Genomic DNA, 18,740 nt, shown 5'->3' with positions numbered 1-18,740 from the left:
ATCTACTCCGGTTCTGGCTGCAACGCTACGCGCAACACACCGCGGTCATTATCCCAGACTGCGTGGCGCGTGCCGGGTAACGCATGTGGCGGCAAAGCTTCCCAAATCAACACGCTGCGGTCGCCGCGAGCATTTCGCTGCTTCAAAAGTAACCCGCCGGCAGCCGGCCCACGCAATGGCACAAGCCACACCTCATCGGAACGCGGCAGCGCCACGAGGAGGTCGGCGGGAAAATAGCGTTGGGCCAACGGCGCCGGCAGGTGTAAATAGCCTTGCGCAGTCAATTCAAGCAGCCATTTCTCCATTGCTTCGGTCTTCATTGACGATCTGATGACCAGGATACGGTTGCCAGGGATTGCGACTGAGATGGCGCGCCAAGTCTTCCATACGCGCTGCCACAGGCGCGCTGAGCGGCGCGCCGATGGTAAAATCTGCCCCTTCGATCAGGTAGACCTGCACCGAGCGAGGATAGGCATCTTTGAGCAGCCAGCGGCCAAACGCGAGCGCGTGATCCCAGCGAAAAGCGTGCAGGTTGATACCGGTTAGCGGTGGCAACTGTTCGACAACCGATCCCGGCACAGCATAGATTGTGCCGGGTTCAGCGCCGGTACAGGCGGCATCAACCAGTATCACGGTGTCAAGACTGCGCATGCGGAAGGCAACGTCCATGCCGCTAGTGCCGGCATCGGCCACGCCGACGCCGGGTGGCAGACCCAATTCCAGCAAACGGCGCACCAATACCGGCCCAACGGCATCGTCACCGCGTAGCAAGTTACCGCAGCCGATGATTAAAAGTTGTTCTTGCATAACAGCTCAAGCGAAACACGCAACCACAAACGATGCCGATGTTCGGTCTCATCTGCTGGTCGGATAAACACGGATCTCTATCTCCAGCCCGGGCAATACAGGTTGCCTGCGCCGGCGATCTTCACAACCACCGGCGCAGACTGCCTTGCGCGCTTGCCCCTGCTACGCGCCTTCACCAATGCGGAACTGCGCCAGCTCTTTGCCAGTCTTTTCGTCGTAGGCATGCACCGTACAGACCAGACACGAGTCGTAGCTCCGCGCCACGTGACCAAGCTCGACCGGATCGTTCGGATCGGCAATGGGCGCGCCGATGAAGGCCTGCTCCATCGGCCCGTTGACATCGCGGCCATCGCGCGGCCCGATATTCCAGGCAGTTGGCGTTACCACCTGATAGTTCTCAATCTTTCCGTCCTTGAGCACGATCCAGTCAGAGAGGCTGCCGCGAGCGGCTTCAGTTGAACCAAAGCCGCGGCCTTCGGGCAGCTCTTTCGGTTTGATGTAAAACTTCTCGTGCAGATTGATCTGGTCAAGCCATTTGCGCACCAGCCGGTAATACTTGGGCGCTTCGTGCATGCGGGCCATCACCCGCACCAGCACACTCGGCCCGACCGTGGTCACAGCATCGAGGAAGAGCGGGTCGTAATCCTGCCAATCGGCAGCGCCGGGACGACCGGCGATCACCTGGCGCGCCAGCGGGCCGGCCTCGACCGGATGGCTACCAACGCCGGGGATCAGATAGCGCGGCGCTTTCGCCCACGAGTACTTGCCCTGTCGATGCCCGACAGCGGGATCAATCGGCTCGGTGCGTCCTTCAAACGGGTGCAGCGCATGGCTTCCCTCGTAGAACGAATGGGTCACATCTTCGCGCACATTAGCCTGGTCGAAATCGTAGAACTGACCGTTGACATACACCCCTGAACGCGCAATCAAGGCGGCGTTACGGCCTTCGATTGTCGGGCGAGCATACAATTCGGGATGGAAGTAGGTGCCAGTAGCGATGTAGTTGTTCCAACCGGCGCCGTACTTGTCCAGGCCGGCAGCCATGGCAAAGCGGATGAAGAAACCACAATCGGAGTTGTAGTGCCGTTCGTTCTCGTGCATCCACTCCATCACGTCGGCCCAGCTCTTGTTTTGCAGCCAGCGGTCAACCGAGCAACCGAGCCACTTCTTCTCGAGCCACTCATCCTTCCAGTATTCAAGAATAGCGATTGCGCGGGTAACATCGGCCAGCGTGGGCGCGCACATCACGCCACCGGGGATCATGAAACTGGAGTGGGGCCACTGTCCGCCGAAGATAGCGTAAATCTCGACCGGTTTGTTTGAGAGAGTCACGCCATGCTCATAGCTCGTGCCCACAAAGGGAGCGAACCGGCGCACCGCCTCATCGTACTCAGGGAGATGGGCATACTTCTTGTTGGTCAGGTCAATGGCAAACAGGGCGTAAAACCAGCGCGGAATGCTCTGGAGCGTCTCGCAGGCCTGGGCGATATTGCGAATGAGGGTGGCGTTCGGCGGCAATTCGGTTTGCCAGGCCGTATCGAGCGCATACACTGCCTTGGTCAGGTGGCTACCACCGCAGATTCCGCAGATGCGCGGAGTAACGATCAGGCCGGCCTGGGGATCCTTACCCTTGAGAATAATCTCAAAGCCGCGAAACATAGAGGCTTCCGTCCAGGCGCTGGTAACAACGCCATCGCGGATGGTGACCCGCAGGTCGAGATCACCCTCGACCCGACCGAGCGGGCTGACGCGCAGATCGCGCCCGGTAATTGTGGCCGGATTCTCGATAATATTGACCATTGCCAGCTTCTCCCTTGCTTAAACGACGAACATATCTTCTTTGGCCCATTTCGGCGCGGCCACGCGAGCGGCGGCGGCCAGCGCCATGTAGCTGATCGGATCGGTTCCGGTTGGCACCTCTTTGGGAATCGCGCCACTGATCTTCTGCGTCTTAAAGACGGTGCCGGGAGCCAGATCGAAGAAGGGAAATTCCGGTTCAGTGCAACCGGTGCAGGGCATGCCGGCGCGCGTCTTCGACGACTGGCGATTCCAGAGGATGCGGTTGCAGGGCGAGCGGGTCATCGGACCGCGACAGCCGAACTCGTAGAAGAGGCAGCCAGTGCGCGTGCCCTGACCAAACTCGAGGGTGGATTGTTTGTACTCAAAGAACTGCACCCGGGTACAACCGGTTTGGGTGAAGCTGGTAAAGAACGTTTGCGGACGTTGCAATTCATCGAGGGCGATGTCGGCGGCGCGACCGCTGGCAACGGCGACCAGAATCTGGGTCACCCAGTCGGGATGGGCCGGGCAACCAGGAATATTGATGACCGGCAGGCCAGCCTTTGAGCGCCAGTTGGGACCGAGAAAGCCGCCGAGTTCCCGCTTGTGAAACTGAAGGCCGGTCGATTGGCTCGGATTGGGGGCCATTGCCGGGATGCCACCCCAGCACGCGCAATCGCCAATTGCCACTACGATGCTGGCCTGGGCCGCCAGCTCGCGCACCCATTCCTGCATCGGGCGATCGGCGAACATGTTGTAGCGACCGGTGCCGTTCGGCGCCTGAATCACCGTCCCTTCAAAGACGAAAATGTCAAGTGGGCGAGCGCCGCTGGCGCAGTCGTGAAAGATGCGTTTGGCATTCTCGCCCAGTTCCATACCAAGCGAGGGATGCCAGAGGATCTCGATCCCGAAATCGGTCACCAGATCGCAGGCGCTAGGCTCCTCGGCGTTGAGGAAAGACATCGTGTTGCCGCTACAGGCGCCACCCTGTAGCCAAAGCAGTGTTGCCATCGAATCGCCTCCTTAAACCAATCTCGAACGATAACTGTCAAAGCTGCGGCTTCGCCACAGCCGATGGCGGCAGATCAGCAAAAGTTTCTACTCAATCAAGGTGATGTCAATCCAGGTTGACTCGCCAAAAAAGCTAACTCCCTGTCACGTCAACGTCCCGGCGATGATTGCGCATCTGCTTGCGCAACCAGGCCATCCAATCATCTAAACCACCAGCGCGACGAGCTGAGGTGGCGACGATCGGCGCTCGTGGGTTAACGGCGCGAATATTCTCTTCAGCCAGCGCGCGGTCAAACTCTACTGCCTCTGCCAGATCGATCTTGGTCAGCAACACGGCGTCAGCCGTTGCAAACGTGGACGGGTACTTCAGCGGCTTGTCTTCGCCCTCGGTCGTTGAGAGCAACACAACCCGCGCCGCTTCACCGAGGTCATAGCCGGCAGGACAAACCAGATTGCCAACGTTCTCGATAAAGAGCAGATCGATCGCCGACAAATCCCAATCGACGAGATGGCGGGCAACAATATCGGCTTCGAGATGACACATGTCGCCAGTCTGAATCTGGCGCACCAGGCCGCCGCTGCGGGCCAGTCGCCGAGCGTCGTTGTCGGTAGCAAGATCGCCAACCAGCGCGGCAACGCGGCACTCGGCCAGCATCGCGCGCATCGTTGCTTCCAGCAGACTGGTCTTGCCGGCGCCGGGGCTTGAGAGCAGATTCACGACGAACACACCGGCAGCATGAAAGCGCCGCCGCAACTCAGCGGCAAGCTGGTCATTCTTGCTCAATACACCCTGGCGAATCTCAATCAGTCGTTTCGCTTCGTAGTTCATGGCGTCTCCAGCGCAACTATTTCCAGTTCCCGCCCGCTGACAATCTGGCCGCAGGGCTGGTTGCAACGCGGACAGCGGAACAGGCGCGGGTTGGGCAACATCATCTCTTCATTGCATTGAGCGCAAAAGACCACAACCGGCGTCTCTTCGATGACCAGCTCGGCGTTCGCCAGAGGAGTTCCTTCGGCGGCAATGGCAAAGCTAAAGCGCAACGCATCGGCAACCACGCCGGAGAGCGCGCCAATGCGCACGTGAACTGAGCTGATCTCTTCGGCGCCGGCCTCGGCGGCGGCAGCGCTGGCAATACTGACGATATTGTGCGCAATTGACAACTCGTGCATGGCGCGATTTCCACTCTCCTGACTACGCAAGTGAACGGCCAAACCGGCGGCCAAATTCAACGATCAGGCCGGCAGCGCGCTGCACATCGGGATCTCGCAAAGCGCGGAGCAGGCCAAGCAGACCAATCGGTTTGGGTGAGTGGCGCAACGACTCACGGCTAGCGACGAAGGCATCGCCGGCCTCACCAACCAGACGCACCGTATCGGGATGGAAGACACCCGAATCGAGGAGGGCATCAAATTCGTCGGAGGCGACAAACGGTTCGATCTTCTCGATCACCTCGATAAAGTTGGGCGCGACGGCCACCAGGCGAGGGAAGTACGGGAGGAACGCAATGAAGGCATCAATGAGCTTATCCGGCGTAATGGCTCGATCTTGCATCGTTGCCCGCAATTCTTCGACTGCGCTGCGAATATTCTCGGTCAGTTCATCGCCGCGCGCCAGCAGATGATCGAGGGCGCTGACCAGGAAAGCGAGCAATTCGCTCTGGCCAAGCAAACGGTCAAGCGCGTCCAGCGTCTGCGGTTTGCTCAGCGTTGCCATAAGTCGTTGGAACGCCGGCTGATTGGTCAGCGTCGCCAACTGCTCGATAGTCTCGGTAAGCTGTGGAAGTGTCCGCGTCAGTCTGGTAAGCTGATCGGTCAATGCGCCGCTCTCGGCGGGTAGCGCCGCGCGCAGTTCGTGGACACTGGCGGCAACGTTATCGGCGATCACCTCGCCGCGTTGTAGAAGGCTATCGACTGCGCTGGCTGAGAAGGCTAACAATTCGGCGTGGTCGAGCAGGCGATGAAGGGCAGCAGCCGTCTGCGGTTCATTAAGCCGTTCGAGTAGCGCGGCGGCATTCAGGGGCCGGTCGGTGTGTGTGGCAGCGCCATTACTGCTCATTGCGTTCCTCGTATTAAGCAGAAATAACAATAAACAAACTTGCCCGGCAAGCGGTTTTGCGGCTACCTGGCCGATAGGAATGCGATAAAACGTGATTGCTGGAACGAATTATAACGGTCATAAACTGTTAACGTCAAGTAGCAGAGTCATAACCGTCAGTTATGATGATTGCGCATTCGCGTGTGATTATCTTGTGCAAAACCCTGATGCATGCTACAGTTGAGGCGCGAGGGCTGTTGCATGCAAATGTTAGGCGAGCAATGGTGGCGCCGGATGAAGCGTTCATCTTTCCGGTACCACCGTTTGGGAGTTAGCCCGTATAGCCAGCATCCCATGTATCACATTCTGACATTGCCGCGCGCGGTCAAGAGTGACTTATGGAACAGCCATTAACCAATCCACAACAGCGACGCTGGCGGGTACACGTTCGCGGGATCGTTCAGGGGGTTGGCTTTCGGCCTTTTGTTTTCGGATTGGCCGAACGCTGGCATCTGGCCGGATTCGCGCGCAACGATAGCCATGGAGTGACCATTGAGATCGAGGGTGATGAAAGCTCGCTGCAAGCATTTGTGAATGCCTTGCGCCGCGATGCGCCGCCGCTGGCCCGGATCGATCAGGTAAGTATCGAACCGCTGGCGCTGATGGGTGAGCGCGAGTTCGTCATTGCCGCCAGTGAGGCGCAGGAGCGCCGCCAGGCGTTGATTGCGCCTGACACGGCGACTTGCGCCGATTGCCTGCGCGAAATTACCGATCCTGCCGACCGGCGCTATCGCTATCCCTTCACCAACTGCACCAACTGCGGCCCTCGGTTCACGATCGTGCTTGATGTGCCTTACGACCGCGCCCGAACGACGATGCGGAGCTTTCCCCTCTGTGAGCGCTGCCGGGCCGAATACGAAGACCCTCGTGACCGCCGGTTTCATGCTCAGCCGACTGCATGCGCAGAGTGTGGCCCTCGTCTGCGCTGGTCGGCAGACCCGCTGGCCGACCCGCTTGTGGCGGCGGCTGCGGCGATTGCGCAGGGGCAGATTGTTGCGATCAAAGGGTTGGGAGGGTATCACCTGGCCTGCGCCGCCGATGACGAAGCGGCAGTCAGCCGGTTGCGCCAGCGCAAGCAGCGCGAGGCGCGTCCATTGGCGTTGATGGCGCGTGATGAAGCGGTGGTGGCTCGTCTGTGCGACCTTGATCCGGCGGCACGGAGATTGCTTGCCAGTCCGGCTTGCCCGATTGTGCTGATGCCGCGACGATCTGATGCGCCGGTCGCTCCTTCGGTCGCGCCAGGAATGCAGACGCTGGGTGTGATGTTGCCGTACACGCCGCTGCACCATCTGTTGATGGCCGAATATGCCGCTCTTGTTGGTCAAGAGCGAGTGGCCGCCATTGTGTTGACCAGCGGCAATCTGAGTGATGAACCTATTGCCTATCAAGATGATGATGCCACGCAGCGTCTGGGGGCAATCGCCGACGCTTTTCTCACCCATAACCGTCCGATTCATATGCGCTGTGACGACAGTGTTGCGCGCATTGCGGCTGGTGGGCCGTTGCTCATCCGCCGCTCGCGCGGTTACGCGCCGGCGCCGATTACGCTGAACAGTGAACTGCCATGCCCGATTCTCGCCTGTGGTGGACATCTCAAAAACACCTTTGCCCTCGGTCGCGGGCGTGAAGTCTTTCTCAGTCATCACATCGGTGATCTGGAAAATCTGCCAACCCTGCGCTCATTCCAGGAAGGGATTGCTCACTTCGAGCGCTTGTTTGACATTACCCCGGCAGCAGTGGCTTACGATCTGCATCCCGGCTATCTGGCGACGCAGGCGGCGCTGGCAATGCCGATCGAGCGCAAGATCGGTGTGCAGCATCACCATGCCCACATTGCGGCAGTGCTGGCCGAGTATGGCCATGCCGGGCCGGTGATCGGGATTGCCGCCGATGGCAGTGGCTATGGGCCAGACGGTACTGTGTGGGGTGGTGAGATCCTGGTGGCAACCTGCGCCGAATACGAGCGGGTTGGGCATCTGGGAAGGCTGGTTTTGCCCGGCGGCGAGCAGGCTGTGCGCCAGCCGTGGCGAGTTGCGGCGGCGGCGCTGGCCCAGATCTATGGCGATGACTTCTGGCGACTTGAGTTCACATTTACGCGGCAGATCGATCAGGCGGCGTGGCGCGTGCTGGCCCGCATGATCGAACGCGGCCTGAACAGTCCGTTCACTTCGAGTTTGGGACGCCTGTTTGACGCGGCAGCGGCACTGACCGGGATTGGTCAGATTGCCCGCTACGAAGGAGAGCTGGCCATTCTCTTTGAGCAGATTGCCGATCCTCTACAAACACCCTATCCCATGCCGATCAAAACTGACGGGGCTGCTGATGCGCCTTTCATACTCGATGGCCTGACATTACTGGCTGCGCTGGTGGATGATCTGCGGGCCAGCGTTGCCCCGCCAGTGATTGCAGGTCGCGCGCATCAGGGGGTAGCGCAAGGTCTGTATGAGGCCTGTCGGCGCGTTCGCGCCGAACGTGACCTGACCACGGTTGCGTTGAGTGGCGGCGTGTTTCAAAACGTCTTGTTGCTTGAGACACTGACGGCGAAGCTACGCGCCGATGGTTTCACCGTGCTGATTCCCCGGCTGGCGCCGCCAAACGATGGCGGTCTGGCGTTGGGGCAACTGGCAGTAGCGGGCGCGCAGTTGGCTGCGCAGATGTAGGCCATCAGCGCGCAGCACATTCGCTCGCGCTCTGGTTGAGGTATCGCCGTTACCGCACACTTCTGGTGACAAAACATTCATCTTTGTCAGTGACAAAATATTTATCTGAACGGTACGGCTTTTTAGCCTGCGCTTAACACCGATTTCATGTTTTGCCGCTATCATAGCGGTACCTGATTGTTCAACCATTGCGCGCAGCATTCCGCTCATTTCCCTACCGATATGCCGCATGGTCATCTCGCGGTTGGGGAGTTGTCGCTTGTGCGCTCTTCGTGATCGGTTGGCCCTGAGAGCTGTAAACGCAATGAGAGGCTTCCTCGCAAGCCTGCCCTCGTTGTGTTTTCGTTCGATATGCCTGCCGCGCGAATAGCGTGCCGTATCAAAGAGGTGCAGTATTTATGCGTCCTGCATTGAGTGGTATCCGTCGTCTAACCCTGTTACTGCTGGCGATTGCGTTTGGGCTGGCGCCGTTCGGCGTTTGGCAACCAGTGGCGCGCGCTGTGAGCGCCGATCTGGTTATCAGTCAGGTCTACGGAGGCGGTGGAAACAGCGGCGCGCCGTATACCAATGATTTTGTTGAGATATTCAATCGTGGCACAACAACGGTCTCTTTGAGTGGCCTGTCAATTCAGTATGCCAGCGCCACCGGCACCGGTAATTTTGGCAGCAATCCGGTAGTCTTGCTGAGTGGCACTCTCGCTCCAGGTCAGTATTACCTCGTACAACTCGCCGGTGGCGCAACCGGCGCGCCGTTGCCAGCGCCTGATGCGACCGGCACGATCAACGCCAGCGCGACAGCAGGCAAATTTGCCCTGGTCAACAGTACCAGTGGCCTGGCCTGCAACGGTGGTTCAACTCCTTGTTCTCCCGCCCAACTGGCTCTGATCGTTGATCTGGTCGGTTACGGTAGCGCAAACTTTTTCGAGGGCGCGCCAGCGCCGGCGCTCAGCAATACAACAGCCGCTCTGCGCAACAGCAACGGTTGTAGCGAAACCGATAACAACGCCAGCGATTTCACTGCCGGCGCGCCAAATCCGCGCAACACTGCCAGCCCGACCAACCCGTGTAGTTCGGCACCGCCGCCACCGCCTATGGTCGGCAATTGTCCCGATGTGCCCAATACCACGCTGATCAGTCAGATTCAGGGTGTGACCAATATTTCGCCCTGCGCCACCGAGGAGGTGCTGGTTGAAGGCGTGGTTGTCGGTGATTTTGAAGGTCCTTCTCCCAATCTGCGCGGTTTTTACGTTCAGGAAGAAATGGCTGATTGGGACGCCGATCCCCTCACTTCAGAGGGCATCTTCGTTTTCAACGGCAATAATAATAACGTCAGCCTCGGTGATCTGGTGCGAGTGCGCGGTACTGTCAGCGAGTTTCAAGGACAAACCCAGATCAGTGCAGCGCAAATCACCGTTGTCGGCAGTGGCACGGTCGATCCGGTTGACGTGACAATGCCCTTCCCTGATGCCGATTACCTCGAACGGTTTGAGGGTATGCTGGTGCGCTTCCCGATGAAGCTGGTGGTGACCGAACACTTCCAACTGGGTCGGTTTGGACAGGTTGTCATGTCGGCTGAAGATCGGCTCTATCAGCCAACCAGTATTTACCCGCCGGGGCCGCTGGCAAGCGCGTTGCAGGCAGCCAATGATCTGAACCGGATTATTGTCGATGATAACCTGCAAAATCAGAATCCCGACCCGATCTTGTTTGGACGTGGCGGTAATCCGCTCAGCGCCAGTAATACGTTACGTGGCGGCGATAGCGTGACGGGGCTGGTGGGAGTAATGACCTTCACCTGGTCAGGCAATGCCGCCAGTGGCAATGCCTATCGAGTGCGACCGGTCGGCGATCTGAGCGATCTGTCGCCGGGTGGCGGCGCGCCGGTCTTTGTGGCCGAAAATCCGCGTCCGGTCGGCCCGCCTGACGTTGGTGGTCGCATCACAGTGGTGGGCATGAACCTGCTCAACTACTTCAACACCTTCAGTGGCTGTACGAACGGTCTGACCGGCGGCACAACCGACTGTCGCGGCGCCGAGAATGCAACCGAGTTTGCCCGTCAGGTAAACAAGACGGTAGCAGCCATTATCGCGTTGAACCCCGCAGTATTAGGAGTGATGGAGATGGAGAACGACGGGTACGGCCCGAGCAGCGCAATTGCCGATCTGGTCAATCGACTGAATGCGGCGACTGCGCCGGGAACGTATGCGTTCATTGATGTTGACGCCGCCACGGGGCAAATTGACGCGCTGGGAAATGATGCGATCAAGGTGAGCTTCATCTACCAGCCGGCACTGGTGACGCCGGTAGGACAAACAGCGGCGCTCAACAGCACGACCTTTATCACCGGCGGTGACGGCGCGCCGCGTAACCGGGCAGCATTGGCTCAGGCCTTTGCCGAGAATGCCACCGGCGCGCGGTTTGTCGTGACGGTCAACCATTTCAAGAGCAAAGGCAGCCCCTGCGACGCGCCGGATGCCGGCGACGGTCAGGGCAACTGTAACATTGTGCGCACCAATGCAGCCAACACTCTGGCGGCATGGCTGGCCACTGATCCGACCGGGGTGAATGATCCGGACGTGTTAATCATCGGCGACCTCAACAGCTATGCAAAAGAGGATCCCATCCGGGCGCTCGAAGCCAGTGGATACGAGAACCTGATCGAACGCTTTGCCGGAGCGAATGCCTATTCATACGTCTTCAACGGGCAGTGGGGCTATCTCGATTACGCGCTGGCAAATGCCAGTCTCGGCGCTCAGGTGACCGGTGTGGCCGAATGGCACATCAATGCCGACGAACCAAACGTGCTCGATTACAACACTAACTTCAAATCGGCAGGCCAGATCAGCAGCCTGTATGCCCCCGACTTCTATCGCACCTCTGATCACGATCCGGTGGTCGTTGGGCTTGATCTCGATGGCGTGTCACCAACCACAACGGCCAGTGTCAGCGGCGTGGTTAACCCACTCTGCCCGCCCGATTGTTACGCGGGCAGCACAACGGTGACACTCACCGCGACCGATGATCGATCGGGAGTAGTCGAGATCGCCTACCGGGTTGATGGTGGCAGCTTCCAGCCTTACACAGCGCCGTTTACCCTCAGTGGCGAGGGGGTATACACCGTCGAGTTCTTCGCTCGCGATGGCGCCGGCAATGTTGAACCGACGCAAAGCAAGATTGTGAAGGTGTCACCCTTTCCGGCTTCATCTACCCTTGATTCATTCAACCGTGCCAATGGCCGCCTGGGATCGAACTGGAGTGGCGCAACTCAGCGTGATCAGTACCGGATCGTTGACCAGGCAGTCGTAGTCGAGAAAGGTGGACTGGCACTGTGGCGCCCAACAGTGTTTGGCGCCGATCAAGAGGCGTTTTTCCGCCTGACGGCGATCAATCCAACCGGTCAGCATCATACACTGGCGCTCAAAGTGCTTGGCAATCGCGGTCAGAACGGCGCGTTACTGGTGAGTTATGATGCGGCCAACCAGCAGGTTGTGGTTGAGGCATTGGTGCCGGGGCAAGGCTTTGCGACCATAGCAACCTTCGATGCTACCCTTCAGGCCGGAGACTTGCTTGGCGCGCGAGCGCGCGCTGATGGCACCATTGAGATCTTCGTTCGCTGTGAACGGATCGGTGTCGCCGATAGCCGACCCGTTGCCGGTAACCGTTACGTGGGCGCCAGCGGTCGGATCGGTGTCTGGTTCCACAACAGTGCCGGCGCTGCGTTTGATGACTTTGGTGGCGGTAATCTGACGCCGTAAGCTAGCGCGATAACGCGCGCAACGCCGGTCAGGAAATGGCCGGCGTTGCTTTTTGTCAGGCGAAATGTCATCGTTCAGAGCAACTTCACCACTTCACGCTCGATAGCCCCAACCGTATCAGCGGGAGCAAACCGGCTCACGACGCGACCGTTGCGGTCAACCAAAAACTTGGTGAAATTCCATTTAATCTCGCCATCAGGGCTTAAACCCGGTTGCTGCTGCTTCAGATAGGCGAAGAGCGGGTGGGTATCAGGGCCATTGACAGCTATTTTGGCAAACAGAGGGAATGTAACGGCATAGTTGCGCGTGCAGAATGCTTTGATGGTCGCTTCGTCGTCCGGTTCCTGCTCAAATTGATTGCTCGGAAAGCCGAGAACGACCAGACCGCGTTCACGATAACGCCGATAGAGCGATTCGAGATCGCCGTATTGCGGGGTAAGGCCACAATGACTGGCAACGTTGACGATCAACAAGACGTTGCCGCGATAGATTGAGAGAGATTGGATTTCGCCGTCGATCGTCCGGGCGGTAAATTCGTAGATACTCATAAGTGCAGGATCGCTTTCTATGGTGGTTGCCAGTTACGTTTCCTGATAGTATTGTTTGAATCCCGCTGAAATGTCAACCCGACCAAGTGGGAACGTGGTGTGGTATGCTGATGACAAAATGAACGCATAGAAGAATAAATTCGCCCTTTGACGCGGATTTGTTCTCACAGTTAATCGATAGTCTTTCGACCTGATTACTTTGATGTAGCCCGGGTAGAGACGTTGCATTGCAACGTCTCTACCCCCTCTCGAGGCATCTATCTCAATTCGAGATACCTATGAAAGAGATGATTGATCAGACTCCTGATACAGAGATTACTCTGGCACAACCCACCGATCCGCCACCATCGCGCTGGTCACTCCTGCGCAAGACGCCACGGGCAGTCAATGCTTTGCCATTTTACTGGCGGTTAACCCTGCTCTACACCACCTTGTTTTTGATCGCGCTACTCATCATCGGCGTCGGCGTTCATTTTGCCGCCGAGCAGTCGCTTTACGCTGGCGTGCAAAATGATCTGACCTCAGCGACACAGCAGGTACTGGCGATTCTAAATGCGGTTGGCTTGCAAAGCATGCGAACGACCAGTGGCGAGCTGGAACTTTATCTCAATCGCGATTTTATTCAGCTCTTCACCAATCGTAACATTGGCGCCCAATTTTTTCGCAGCGATGGCATATTGGTCAGCAGTACGCCTAATCTGGCTTACTACTCGCTGCCGTTACCGTCCGAGGCATTTCAATTGCGCCAAAATGGCGAAACGAGTCTCACTATCGTGCGGGAAATTAATGGCGTGCAGGTAAAATCGCTGATTACGCCAGTTGTGTTGCGCAATGGAAACCAGATCGGCTTTTTACAGGTATCACGCCCGCTCGATGATGTCTCTCATACATTGCAACTGCTTCAGCGGATCCTGATCGGTGGCGGCTTGATCGCAGTAGTAGTAACCGCGCTGGGCGCTATGTACGTATCAAAGCGCGCGCTGCGACCAATCGAGCAGATCACGCTGACCGCGCAAAGCATTGTGCGGGCCGAGGATTTGGGACGCCGCATTCCCGAACCGGTGCAGCAAGACGAGCTTCGTCAGCTCACCGTGACGATCAACGAGTTACTATCGCGCCTTGAACAACTCTTTTCCACGCAGCAACGATTTGTCGCCGATGTCAGTCACGAACTGCGCACACCCTTAACGGCAATGCAGGGCAATCTTGAGGTGCTCGAACGCGGCGCCGGCGCCGATCCTGAGCTATTGAAAGAGATCATCGGCGATATGCGGCGGGAAACGGCGCGGCTGATTCGTATGGTGAACGATCTGCTCTTGCTGGCGCAGAGTGAGACGCGCGTGGCACTGCGTTACGACCCGGTTGAACTCGACACATTACTGCTCGAAGTCTTCCGGGAATTGCGGCCTTTAGCCGGACAGGTGCGGCTGCGTATCGGCGCCGAAGATCAGATTCTGGTCTATGGTGATCGGGATCGAATCAAGCAGGCGCTGCTTAATCTGGGTGTGAATGCGTTACAGTATACTCCGCCGGGTGGGATGGTGGTTTTAGGTCTGGAACGCTATCAGCAATTTGCCTGTCTGAGCGTAGCCGACACCGGTGTTGGGATCAACGAAGCCGAACGCGATCGGATTTTTGATCGTTTCTACCGGGTTGATCGCTCACGTTCGCGTCATAGTGGTGGCGCCGGGTTGGGTTTGTCGATTGTGAAGTGGGTCGCTGAAGCCCACGGCGGGTACGTAACCGTTGCCAGCGAAGTTGGACGCGGTAGTACGTTCGCTATGTATCTCCCCCTCCCGGCGGATACGACCACGCCAGCGGCAGGATAGAGTACAATAGGCGGCATGCGCACACTTACGATCAGCGATGAAATCGTTCCAGCCGTCTACAGTCTGAACATCAAGCAACGTTTTGCCGATGTGCAACTGGTGCTGGCATGCGGTGATTTACCGATTTATTATCTTGAATTCGTCGTTACAATGCTTGGTAAGCCCTGTTTTTACGTCTGGGGCAACCATGATGCGCCCGAAGTGCAGGCCGACGGTCAGGTTGTCAGCTATGCGCGCGGCGCTGTCTGCGTCGAGGATCGCGTAATCTGCCATCAAGGGTTGCTCATCGGCGGGTTGGGCGGATCGATCCGCTACAAGCCTGATAGTCATCATCAATACACGGAAACTCAGATGATGTTGCGCGTCTGGCGAATGGCGCCGCGCCTGTTGCTCAATCGGCTCCGCTATGGCCGCTACCTCGATGTTTTATTGACGCATGCGCCGCCTCTTGGCATCCATAACGGCCCTGATTACCCTCATCGCGGCTTTCGCGCGCTGTTGTTGTTCATGCAGTGGTTCCGGCCACGCTATCTCATTCATGGCCATATTCATCTTTCATACGGTTTTGGTCATGCTACCGAGACGCAGGTTGGTGAAACCCTGGTGATCAATACAGCAGGTTATCGGGTGATCGATCTACACATAGCGGGTTAACGTCCGGTGGGGTGCCAGTGGTTCCACCGGCAACATTACAGATTGCAATTACGTCTCACCCGTGGTACGCTATCAGCGACAAAGGCCGCCGGCGTCGCCGGTCGATCGAAAGCGCGTTGATCTTGCGCTGACCATCATACATTTGATGAGGCCGAAAGGAGTGGCCGATGTCAGCCATTCAGGCAATCGTTCACGATGAATTTACGCGCATTCGCCGCGACCAGATGTTGCGCGAGCTGCTGGCGCTGATCACCCGTCGCCCCAACGAACTACTTCCATTCGATGAGGTGCGCGCGCGGTTGAATGTGCGCGGCCAACACTACCTTGGTCATCAGACCGTTCCACTCGATAAAATTATCGGCAGCGAGGGCCGTTACAGCGATTTTGATCGCCAGTTTGCGCCGCGACATAACGCCAATCGCTTTCGCTGGATGAGCATCGATCGCGCCCACCACGAAGGCGTTCCGCTGCCATCCGTTGAGTTGTATAAACTGGGCGATATTTACTTTGTCAAAGATGGTCATCATCGCATCTCAGTTGCTCGCTTCCAGGGTCAACGCGAGATTGATGCGATTGTGACCGAACTGGTTGTAGACGTGCCACTTGACACCAGCTTGAGCCTGCGCGATTTGCTGTTAAAAGAGGAATACAGTGATTTTCTCGAATGGACGGGCCTGGCCGATCTGCGACCCGATCAACGGATCGAATTCAGCGAACCCGGTGGCTATCTTGATCTGGTGCGACACATCAATGCTCACCGTTACTATCTAGGGCAGGAACTGGGTCGTCCGGTGAGTCGCGAAGAGGCGGTTGCGAGCTGGTACGACAATGTTTATATGCCAGTGATCGAGGTGATTCGATCTCAGCAGGCGTTGCGCTACTTTCCCGGTCGCACTGAAGCGGATCTCTATCGCTGGATCATGGATCACCGCTGGTATATGCGCGAGCGCAATGGCGGCGCCGATCCGGGGCCGCTGGTAGCAGCTTCGGATTATGTGCGGTTGTTCGGTCGGCGTAGCCTGTCCTCGATCACGAGCTGGCTGCTGGGCGCGCTGAGGGGTCAGGCGTCGGCCAGCTCATAAGACGCAACGAACGCACTCAATGCGCTGAGCAGTTGTTGGGATCCGCCACCTCTTGCCCGGTTTGCGCCACTGCACTGTGCTTGATACGACCCATTTCAGGTTCGGCTATAATACAGAGCGTGATTCGTGTACTCAACCGCTTAACTAAACAATCTTTTCCAGCCCTGTTGCTGCCGATCGCGCTAACGGCGCTGGCCTGTGGAGTGTTGCTGCTCGATCTGCCGCGACCAGTTCAACGCTGGCAGGTGTGGGATATAAACGGGCCAGCGCTGGCCGGCTTTCATGCGCTCGAGCAGAATGATACCGATCTGTTCCGCTGGTCACAGCCACAGGCTTCCATCTTCATCGATGGCTATCGCGGCGCGCCAGCGCTGGTCGAGCTACGCTTGTCGGCGCCGCGTCCGCCGGATACGGCGCCGGCCCGGGTGACACTCTTCGATTACCACAGTGAAATAACCCGCATGACCGTTGCCGGCGATTGGCGGCGGTATCGTCTGCTTGTGCCCACCACAACGACCGGTGAACCGGTGTTGCGCTGGTCAACCGATCCGTACAGCGTGTTTTCCGACGCGCGTGAGTTGGGGGTGGTGTTGAGCGAGGTACGGTTAGCAACACTGACCGGCGCGCCACCACTGAGCGCGCAGACTCTGCGCTGGGGTCTCTTGCCGCTCGTAGTCTGGCTGGCCGGCACGGCCTGGCGCTGGCCAGCGCGCTGGCGTAACGCATTAGCCATTCTGTCCATTGCGCCGGCGCTATGGCTGGCATTGATGCCGGTCTCTGCCGAATACTGGTTGCCAACCCTGCCCTGGCCGTGGTGGCCGTTATTGCCTGTTCTGGTGCTGACCGGCTGGCGACCGCTGACGACTCTGCTGAGGCGCGTTTATTGCCGGCTAACGGCGAAGCCGGTGATCAGTTGGGGCGGTCTGATCGGTGCGTTCTGTCTCTTACTGGCGATGCGAGTCGGTCTACCGTGGGGAATCGGCTTACCCCTGGTTTTGATCGGTGTCTGGCTGGCGATGCCAGTGATTGGTCATCGCGATGAGCCGCAATCGATGGCATGGCCGACAGGATGGTTGCTGGTCGGTATCACGGCGCTGGCGCTCGGCGCGCGTCTCGTTGCTCTTGATCAACTACCGGTGGCGCTATGGCGCGACGAGGCTCGCCATGGCCTGTTAGCGTTTCAGATCTGGACAAACTCCGATTTTCGCCCGATCTACGTTGTGAAAGATGCCGACCTGCCGGCTTTGCTGTTCTATCTTATGGCGCCAGTGGTAGGTATACTGGGGCCACAGATGTGGAGCGCGCGGCTAGTTAGCGCGCTGGCCGGAGCATTGACGCCACTGGCGTTGTACTGGTTTGCCGCGCCATTGATCGGACGACGGGCAGCTATATTTGGCGCAGCATTGCTGGCCTGGTCGTCCTGGTCGTTGAGCATGAGCCGGTGGGCATTCCCGGCTACGCTCGATCACCTGTTTGTGCTGACGGCGGCAGGTTTTCTGTGGCGAGGTTTAGACCCGGCATGGAAGGGAATCCGTCCCTGGCTCTATGTGGCGATTGCTGCCGCATTGGGCGGACTGGCCATTTACACGTATCATACAGGCCGCATCGCGCCGCTGGCTTTACTGCTGGTCGCGCTGCTACGGATCGGTCGTTCCTGGAGTCGGTGGCGAATGATGTGGCCGCGACTGTTGATGGCCGCGCTGATCGGTGGTCTCGTGGTTGCGCCTCTCGTCTGGTACGTTTTCACTGACATTGAAGGTTTCAACCGTCGATTGGGCATAGTCTCTATCTTTCAGAGTAGCGATCTGACCCGGCGCCGTCCACTTGATTTTTTGCTTGAGCACACTATCCGCTATGCGCTGATGTGGCACGGTCCAGGCGAGGAGAATGGGCGTCACCATCTGCCGCTGGCGCCTATGGTCGATCCGATAACCGGACTCTGGTTGCTGGTCGGTCTAGGGTTGGTCTGGCGTGAACGTCATCAAGCTGTGATCATTTTCGGCATCCTCTGGCTGATCTATGTTCTGCCAGGTCTTTTCAGCTTCAATCCGCCGCATGCGATGCGCGCATTAGGCACGCTGGCGCCAGCCTGCGCTCTCGCCGGTTGGGGCATCAGTTGTGTGCGCCTGCCATTCCCCTCATGGCGTCAATGGCTTGTTCCAGCAGCTCTATTATTCAGTCTGGGTTTCAATCTCTGGCTCTACTTCGGATTGATGCGAGTCGATCCCCGCGTCTACGGTGAGTTTGATCGCGTCGAGACCGTCATGGCGCAGTTGGTTCGTTTGCCTGCCACCAGCACCCATCCAGCCTGGCAGCGGGTTGAGGTGTATCTGTTGAAGGAATCGGCTGTGAGCGATACCGTGCGTTTTTTGACAGCGGATCTTCCCCAACCGCCACGTGTCCTTACCAGCGCAACGCAGCCCGGCCCTGATGTAGTCGTCATCCTTCCTGCGAATGCCGATCCCGATCTGGTGGCCTTTGCGCGCGCGATGCTTGGCTCAACTGCGATCGAGATCACGC

General features: G+C 58.2%; 14 protein-coding genes. 6 read left to right on the top strand and 8 right to left on the bottom strand.

Annotated features, from left to right (window positions below):
• Positions 1–2: 2 nt before the first annotated feature.
• From Q0650_RS11360 to Q0650_RS11330, 7 genes are all read right to left on the bottom strand, one after another.
• Complete coding sequence (locus Q0650_RS11360; RefSeq protein WP_298819033.1) at positions 3–305, bottom strand: hydrogenase maturation protease; 303 nt, start codon at positions 303–305, stop codon at positions 3–5.
• On the bottom strand, positions 286–807 hold the full coding sequence (locus Q0650_RS11355; RefSeq protein ID WP_298819032.1) for a hydrogenase maturation protease: 522 nt from the start codon (positions 805–807) through the stop codon (positions 286–288). Before Q0650_RS11355 ends, Q0650_RS11360 begins: the two co-directional genes overlap by 20 nt.
• Positions 808–969: 162 nt before the next feature.
• Entirely contained in the window at positions 970–2,607 is a 1,638-nt protein-coding gene (locus tag Q0650_RS11350; RefSeq protein WP_298819031.1) for a nickel-dependent hydrogenase large subunit, read from the bottom strand.
• 18 nt (positions 2,608–2,625) lie between these two features.
• Positions 2,626–3,597, bottom strand: a complete 972-nt coding sequence (locus Q0650_RS11345; RefSeq protein WP_298819030.1) for a hydrogenase — start codon at positions 3,595–3,597, stop codon at positions 2,626–2,628.
• 133 nt (positions 3,598–3,730) lie between these two features.
• Positions 3,731–4,426, bottom strand: coding sequence for a hydrogenase nickel incorporation protein HypB (gene hypB, locus Q0650_RS11340; protein ID WP_298819028.1), 696 nt, complete (start codon positions 4,424–4,426; stop codon positions 3,731–3,733).
• Positions 4,423–4,767 (bottom strand): hydrogenase maturation nickel metallochaperone HypA, encoded by a 345-nt coding sequence (gene hypA / locus Q0650_RS11335; protein WP_298819026.1) that lies wholly within the window; start codon positions 4,765–4,767, stop codon positions 4,423–4,425. The genes hypB and hypA overlap by 4 nt, the downstream gene beginning before the upstream one ends.
• A 22-nt stretch (positions 4,768–4,789) precedes the next feature.
• Entirely contained in the window at positions 4,790–5,653 is an 864-nt protein-coding gene (locus Q0650_RS11330; protein WP_298819024.1) for a DUF1641 domain-containing protein, read from the bottom strand.
• A gap of 377 nt (positions 5,654–6,030) precedes the next feature.
• Here Q0650_RS11330 and hypF point away from each other — a divergent pair, with 377 nt between their 5' ends.
• A complete protein-coding gene (gene hypF, locus Q0650_RS11325; protein ID WP_298819022.1) occupies positions 6,031–8,352 on the top strand; it encodes a carbamoyltransferase HypF in 2,322 nt (773 codons plus the stop codon).
• Between the two features lie 398 nt (positions 8,353–8,750).
• The gene (locus Q0650_RS11320; RefSeq protein WP_298819020.1) at positions 8,751–12,107 is read left to right on the top strand and encodes an ExeM/NucH family extracellular endonuclease; all 3,357 of its coding nucleotides are present in this window, start codon (positions 8,751–8,753) and stop codon (positions 12,105–12,107) included.
• 74 nt (positions 12,108–12,181) lie between these two features.
• Here Q0650_RS11320 and Q0650_RS11315 read toward each other — a convergent pair whose 3' ends face one another.
• A complete protein-coding gene (locus Q0650_RS11315; RefSeq protein WP_298819018.1) occupies positions 12,182–12,655 on the bottom strand; it encodes a glutathione peroxidase in 474 nt (157 codons plus the stop codon).
• Positions 12,656–12,933: 278 nt separating this feature from the next.
• Between Q0650_RS11315 and Q0650_RS11310 the strand changes: the two genes are divergently transcribed.
• The 4 genes from Q0650_RS11310 to Q0650_RS11295 all read left to right on the top strand — a co-directional run.
• Positions 12,934–14,484, top strand: a complete 1,551-nt coding sequence (locus Q0650_RS11310; protein ID WP_298819016.1) for an ATP-binding protein — start codon at positions 12,934–12,936, stop codon at positions 14,482–14,484.
• Positions 14,485–14,499: 15 nt separating this feature from the next.
• The gene (locus tag Q0650_RS11305) at positions 14,500–15,138 is read left to right on the top strand and encodes a metallophosphoesterase (RefSeq protein WP_298819014.1); all 639 of its coding nucleotides are present in this window, start codon (positions 14,500–14,502) and stop codon (positions 15,136–15,138) included.
• A gap of 167 nt (positions 15,139–15,305) precedes the next feature.
• Positions 15,306–16,220: a DUF4032 domain-containing protein gene (locus tag Q0650_RS11300; RefSeq protein ID WP_298819012.1), complete on the top strand. Its 915-nt coding sequence runs from the start codon at positions 15,306–15,308 to the stop codon at positions 16,218–16,220.
• Between the two features lie 119 nt (positions 16,221–16,339).
• On the top strand, positions 16,340–18,740 hold a 2,401-nt coding region (locus Q0650_RS11295; RefSeq protein WP_298819010.1), incomplete at its 3' end, for a glycosyltransferase family 39 protein.

The organism is uncultured Chloroflexus sp., assembly GCF_937129525.1.
GTDB lineage: Bacteria > Chloroflexota > Chloroflexia > Chloroflexales > Chloroflexaceae > Chloroflexus.
Note: the sequence above shows the minus strand (reverse complement) of the source record. Positions and strands in the feature narration are given on the sequence as shown.

What these genes read in the sequence shown, in the direction of transcription:
- Q0650_RS11360 (WP_298819033.1), bottom strand. Translation starts at nt 305, where the DNA reads ATGGAGAAATGGCTGCTTGAATTGACTGCGCAAGGCTATTTACACCTG.
- Q0650_RS11355 (WP_298819032.1), bottom strand. Translation starts at nt 807, where the DNA reads ATGCAAGAACAACTTTTAATCATCGGCTGCGGTAACTTGCTACGCGGT.
- Q0650_RS11350 (WP_298819031.1), bottom strand. Translation starts at nt 2,607, where the DNA reads ATGGTCAATATTATCGAGAATCCGGCCACAATTACCGGGCGCGATCTG.
- Q0650_RS11345 (WP_298819030.1), bottom strand. Translation starts at nt 3,597, where the DNA reads ATGGCAACACTGCTTTGGCTACAGGGTGGCGCCTGTAGCGGCAACACG.
- hypB (WP_298819028.1), bottom strand. Translation starts at nt 4,426, where the DNA reads ATGAACTACGAAGCGAAACGACTGATTGAGATTCGCCAGGGTGTATTG.
- hypA (WP_298819026.1), bottom strand. Translation starts at nt 4,767, where the DNA reads ATGCACGAGTTGTCAATTGCGCACAATATCGTCAGTATTGCCAGCGCT.
- Q0650_RS11330 (WP_298819024.1), bottom strand. Translation starts at nt 5,653, where the DNA reads ATGAGCAGTAATGGCGCTGCCACACACACCGACCGGCCCCTGAATGCC.
- hypF (WP_298819022.1), top strand. Translation starts at nt 6,031, where the DNA reads ATGGAACAGCCATTAACCAATCCACAACAGCGACGCTGGCGGGTACAC.
- Q0650_RS11320 (WP_298819020.1), top strand. Translation starts at nt 8,751, where the DNA reads ATGCGTCCTGCATTGAGTGGTATCCGTCGTCTAACCCTGTTACTGCTG.
- Q0650_RS11315 (WP_298819018.1), bottom strand. Translation starts at nt 12,655, where the DNA reads ATGAGTATCTACGAATTTACCGCCCGGACGATCGACGGCGAAATCCAA.
- Q0650_RS11310 (WP_298819016.1), top strand. Translation starts at nt 12,934, where the DNA reads ATGAAAGAGATGATTGATCAGACTCCTGATACAGAGATTACTCTGGCA.
- Q0650_RS11305 (WP_298819014.1), top strand. Translation starts at nt 14,500, where the DNA reads ATGCGCACACTTACGATCAGCGATGAAATCGTTCCAGCCGTCTACAGT.
- Q0650_RS11300 (WP_298819012.1), top strand. Translation starts at nt 15,306, where the DNA reads ATGTCAGCCATTCAGGCAATCGTTCACGATGAATTTACGCGCATTCGC.